The sequence below is a fragment of the Streptomyces scabichelini genome, assembly GCF_011045015.1.
Classification (GTDB): domain Bacteria; phylum Actinomycetota; class Actinomycetes; order Streptomycetales; family Streptomycetaceae; genus Streptomyces; species Streptomyces scabichelini.
Genome location: NZ_JAAKZY010000387.1, coordinates 1 through 4,373, shown reverse-complemented (window position 1 = coordinate 4,373; position 4,373 = coordinate 1). Strand labels below are relative to the sequence as shown.

Annotated in this window: 4 protein-coding genes; 1 reads left to right on the top strand and 3 read right to left on the bottom strand. The window is 69.5% G+C overall.

All coding sequences use genetic code 11. From position 1 onward, the window contains the following. Positions 1 to 26: 26 nt before the first annotated feature. The 3 genes from G5C60_RS49650 to G5C60_RS49640 all read right to left on the bottom strand — a co-directional run bounded on the left by G5C60_RS49650 (position 27) and on the right by G5C60_RS49640 (position 3,125). Positions 27 to 1,415: a coenzyme F420-0:L-glutamate ligase gene (locus G5C60_RS49650; protein ID WP_241267640.1), complete on the bottom strand. Its 1,389-nt coding sequence runs from the start codon at positions 1,413 to 1,415 to the stop codon at positions 27 to 29. 203 nt (positions 1,416 to 1,618) lie between these two features. Beyond that, on the bottom strand, positions 1,619 to 2,578 hold the full coding sequence (cofD, locus tag G5C60_RS49645; RefSeq protein ID WP_165270737.1) for a 2-phospho-L-lactate transferase: 960 nt from the start codon (positions 2,576 to 2,578) through the stop codon (positions 1,619 to 1,621). 34 nt (positions 2,579 to 2,612) lie between these two features. Beyond that, positions 2,613 to 3,125, bottom strand: coding sequence for a cysteine dioxygenase (locus G5C60_RS49640; protein WP_165270735.1), 513 nt, complete (start codon positions 3,123 to 3,125; stop codon positions 2,613 to 2,615). Between the two features lie 708 nt (positions 3,126 to 3,833). On the opposite strand from G5C60_RS49640, the gene G5C60_RS49635 reads away from it, so the two are divergent. Next, on the top strand, positions 3,834 to 4,097 hold the full coding sequence (locus G5C60_RS49635; RefSeq protein ID WP_119102212.1) for a WhiB family transcriptional regulator: 264 nt from the start codon (positions 3,834 to 3,836) through the stop codon (positions 4,095 to 4,097). Positions 4,098 to 4,373 lie beyond the last annotated feature (276 nt).

Below are 4,373 nucleotides of genomic sequence, written 5' to 3'. Positions count from 1 at the left end.
CCCGTCCCCCGCGCCCCCGACAGCCGTCACCGAACCTCGATGAAGGACCCCGCATCCCGCTCGGGCCGCGGCTTCGGCTCCTCGGCCGCGTGCCCGACGGCCACGGCCCCCATCGGATCCCACGCTTCGGGCAGCCCGAGAACGTCCCGTACGACCTCCCGGCAGAACATCGTCGACGACACCCACGCGGACCCCAGCCGCTCCCCGGCCAGCGCGACGAGGAAGTTCTGCACGGCGGCACCCGCGGCGACCACGAACATCTCCCGCTCGGCCCCGTCGCGGCGCACGTCGCCGTACGTGTGCGACCCGTCCATGACGAGGCAGGGCACGACGAGATACGGCGCCTTACGCAGGACGTCCCCCCGCCGCACGCGCTTGGCGATGGACTCCTCGCTCTTCCCGTCCCGCTTCAGGTCGTCGATCCACGCGTCCCGCATGGCGTCGAGGAGCCGCATGCGGGACTCCTCGGACTCCAGGAGTACGAATCGCCACGGAGTCGTGTGATGCGGCGCCGGCGCGGTCACGGCCGCGGCCACCGCCCGTCGTACGGCTCCCGGGTCGACGGGCTCGTCGGTGAAGGCCCGTACGGTACGCCGCTGGGTGACGGCCTCCCGTACGGCCTCGGAGGTGCCCAGTCGGAACATGTCATCACGTGCGCCACGGACCATGGCCCGCGTCCCCTCGTCGTCATCGTCTTCATCGGTGCTTGTGGTGACTGTGTGGGCCAGCCCGCGCACGACGGCGACGGGCAGCCCGTCGGCCTTGCCTTTGACCAGGTCCCCCGCGGCGGCGAGTTCGTCGGCCGTGGCGACGACGGTGGCGCTGAGCGGGTTCCCGTACGCGTCGCTGCCGCCCCGCAGATCGTCGAGCACCCGCACACCGGCGGCCCCGATGGCGACATCGGTGAGCCCGGTCCGCCACGGCCGCCCGAACGTGTCCGTGACGAGCACCCCGACGTCGACGCCCAGCGCGTCCCGCACCCCGTCCCGTATCGCCCGCGCGGACGCGTCGGGATCCTCGGGCAGCAACAACACAGTCCCCGCAGGGGTGTTGGAGGCATCGACCCCGGCCGCGGCCATGACAAGCCCCTGCCGGTTCTCGACAATCCGCAGCGCCCCGCGCCGCGCCACAACCCGTACGGTCTCGGCATCGATGGCGGCTTCCCGATCGACCGCCTCGACGAGCCGCCCCTCGGCCTTGGACACGATCTTGGAGGTGACGAGCAGCACGTCCCCGTCAAGCAGCCCGGGCTCGGCCCCGGCGATCAACTTAGCGAGATCGTCACCCTCGCGAATCTCGGGCAGCCCGGACAGCGCCCAGACCCGATAACCGGGCACCCGGTACGCCGGCCCCGCGACGGACACGTCCTGGCCACCGACCGCCTCCCCGCTGGCTTCCACGCCACCGCCTGCCATCGCGCGCGTGCCTGTGCTGCCCGTCGGAGCGCTGTCCGCCCGGCCACTGCCCGTCGGACCGGCAGCCACCGCATCATCAGCCCGCGAACCCCGGTCAGTCGGCGCGCGCGTATCCGCGTCCGGGTCGGCCGACGCACGCGCATTGGCACCCGGGTCAGCCGGCGCACGCGCACCCGCATCCGGACTCGAAGGACCCCCGCCGCTCAAACGCCCCGCACCTCCTCCGCCAACGTCAAAGCCTCACGGGCCATCTGGGTCGCCGCGGCGAGGTCGGTCATCAGGAGGGGTATGGCACGGCAGCGGATTCCGGCGGATTCCACGCGGTCCACAGCGCCAGCGTCGACCGTGTCGACGAGCCAGCCGTCGAGGAGCCCCGAGCCGTAGTGCTCGGCCACCGCGGCGGCCGTGGACTCCACGCCGACGGCCGCGAGGACCTTGTCGGCCATGCCGCGCACGGGCGCGTCCCCGACGATGGGGGAGAGGCCGACCACCGGCACCCCGGCCTCGGCGATCGCCTCCCGGATGCCGGGCACGGCGAGGATCGTCCCCACGGACACGACGGGGTTGGACGGCGGGAAGATCACCACGTCGGCCGAGGCGATCGCCTCCAGCACCCCGGGCGCCGGCTTCGCCTGCTCCGCGCCGACGGGCACCACCGCGTGCGCCTCGACGGAGGCCCGCAGCCGCACCCAGTACTCCTGGAAGTGAATGGCCTTGCGCTCGCCGTCCAGCTCGACGGCCACGTGCGTCTCGACGCGGTCGTCGGACATCGGGATCAGCCGGACCCCCGGTTTCCACCGGTCGCACAGCGCCTCCGTCACGGCACTGAGCGGATACCCGGCGCCCAGCATCTGCGTACGGACGATGTGCGTCGCGAAGTCCCGGTCACCGAGCCCGAACCACTCGGGCCCCACTCCGTACGCCGCGAGCTCCTCCTTGAGATGAAAGGTCTCGTCGGCCCGGCCCCAGCCCTGCTCCTCATTGATGCCGCCCCCGAGCGTGTACATCACCGTGTCGAGGTCCGGGCAGACCTTCAGCCCGAAGAGATGGATGTCGTCCCCGGTGTTCCCGATGACCGTGATCTCCGCGTCCGGCACCGCCTGCCGCAGACCACGCAGAAACCGGGCACCGCCGATGCCGCCTGCCAGAACCACAATGCGCATGAGGTTCAGTCTTGCAGGCGGGTACGACAGTGCGTCACGCGGTTACGACATCCTCGGGCTCCTGCGGACGCGATGCGGCGCAGTTCCTCGCGTGCATCGGCATCTCGGTCAGCCCCGGGTAGTAGACGTGCAGGCTTATGGCCGGCTCGAGCGAGTCGTTGACCACTTCGTGGACGTACCCCGGCGCGAACACCTGTTGGGTGCCGACCGCCAACGCGCGCGTGCCGCGCTCCGTGCGCTCGGTCAGTGCGCCCTCCAGCACGGTGAACACGCCGGACGAGTGGCCGTGGTCGTGCAGCCCGCTGCCCTGCCCGGGCACCCAGGAGAGCAGCCACACCTCGTAACCGGGACCGGTCCGCAGCCGGTGGTACCAGCGGGAGGTCGCGTCGTACTGGACGAGGTGCTCCCACTGGGAGCGGTCGGCGGCGATGGCGCGGGCGAGGCCCACGAACTCGGCCACGGTGGCCGGGTGTTCGCGTGGCGCCTGAAGGAGGTGCGGGACTTCGAGGATGTCGCCGGCGATCTGAAGGTCGCTGTCGCTGTTCATGGATGCGGTGGTTCCTCGGCTGAAGAGGCGTAAAGGAGAGGCGTAAAAGGGGCGCCCTGGTACGGGCGGATACGAGCGAAGGGATCAGCAGCCGGATCTCGGTCGACCCGACGGCAGCCGGAGCGATGGGGCAGAGCTCAACAGCTGCGACAGCAACAACAGCTACAGCGAGCGCGGGCAGCACCGAGGGACCCGAGGGTGCGGGTCGAGGTGAGTGCCGGGTTCGCGAGCATGCTCACAAGGACACCGGTTCACTCCTTCACTGTCAACTTGATGTCCGCTATGTGGCAGATGTGTGGGAGATGTTTCACCTCATCCGGTTCCTCTGTGAGGTGAAAGGTTTGTTCAGGAGCCCGCCGGGACACATGGCGCACAACTGGGCGCGCAAACCCCGTTGCGATCCTGTGATCGGAATGTGATCCGGCTCGCTTCGTGTGTTGCTCGGAACGAGATCGAACTTCTGGGCGTCCTCCCCTGTACAGGTCCTGTGCGGGGCGGAAGTCCCGGCTGGGTCCCTTCCTGCTGTCAGGGTTTATGCCGATTTGAACACTTTCCGCAAAGCCTTGGTTCCGCAGAGTGAATAAGGGGCTCAATAGCAGATCTCGGCTTGACTCGCCCGGAGCTGCACACTTGTAATTTCACTCGTGTCGTTCAGCCGGAATCGGTAACGGCAGCATCACGGGGACGCGAGACGGACGAGGGGCGCACATGACCGAGCTGTTTCAGGAACTGCTGGTCGACGAGGCCGACGAGGAGCTCGGTTGGCAGGAGCGGGCGCTCTGCGCCCAGACCGACCCCGAGTCCTTTTTCCCTGAGAAGGGCGGCTCCACCCGCGAGGCCAAGAAGGTCTGCCTCGCCTGCGAGGTCCGCTCCGAGTGCCTCGAGTACGCGCTCGCCAATGACGAACGCTTCGGCATCTGGGGCGGTCTGTCCGAGCGTGAACGACGCCGCCTGAAGAAGGCCGCCGTCTGAAGCGAACGGCACGCTCTCCATGTAACGCTCTACGTGACGAACGGCCCGTCGCAGGTGGGTTATCCACAGGCGGCGGGCCGTGATCTTGTCCAGCCGTTAGTGTGGGCCTCCGTCCGAGACGCCCCAGTGCCCCCGCAGGGCACAGGTGTCCACCGCAGTCCATCGAACCGGGGCCCGTACCTCGATGTCCGCGCACAGCCATCCGGCAGCTCAGTACGACACTGCCGCAGCAGCGTTCGACCCGTCCCGCCCGGCGGCATTCGACCCGTCCCGCCC

Bases quoted from the DNA above. Each gene is read 5' to 3' on its own strand.
- G5C60_RS49650 (WP_241267640.1), bottom strand. From the start codon at position 1,415: ATGGCAGGCGGTGGCGTGGAAGCCAGCGGGGAGGCGGTCGGTGGCCAG.
- cofD (WP_165270737.1), bottom strand. From the start codon at position 2,578: ATGCGCATTGTGGTTCTGGCAGGCGGCATCGGCGGTGCCCGGTTTCTG.
- G5C60_RS49640 (WP_165270735.1), bottom strand. From the start codon at position 3,125: ATGAACAGCGACAGCGACCTTCAGATCGCCGGCGACATCCTCGAAGTC.
- G5C60_RS49635 (WP_119102212.1), top strand. From the start codon at position 3,834: ATGACCGAGCTGTTTCAGGAACTGCTGGTCGACGAGGCCGACGAGGAG.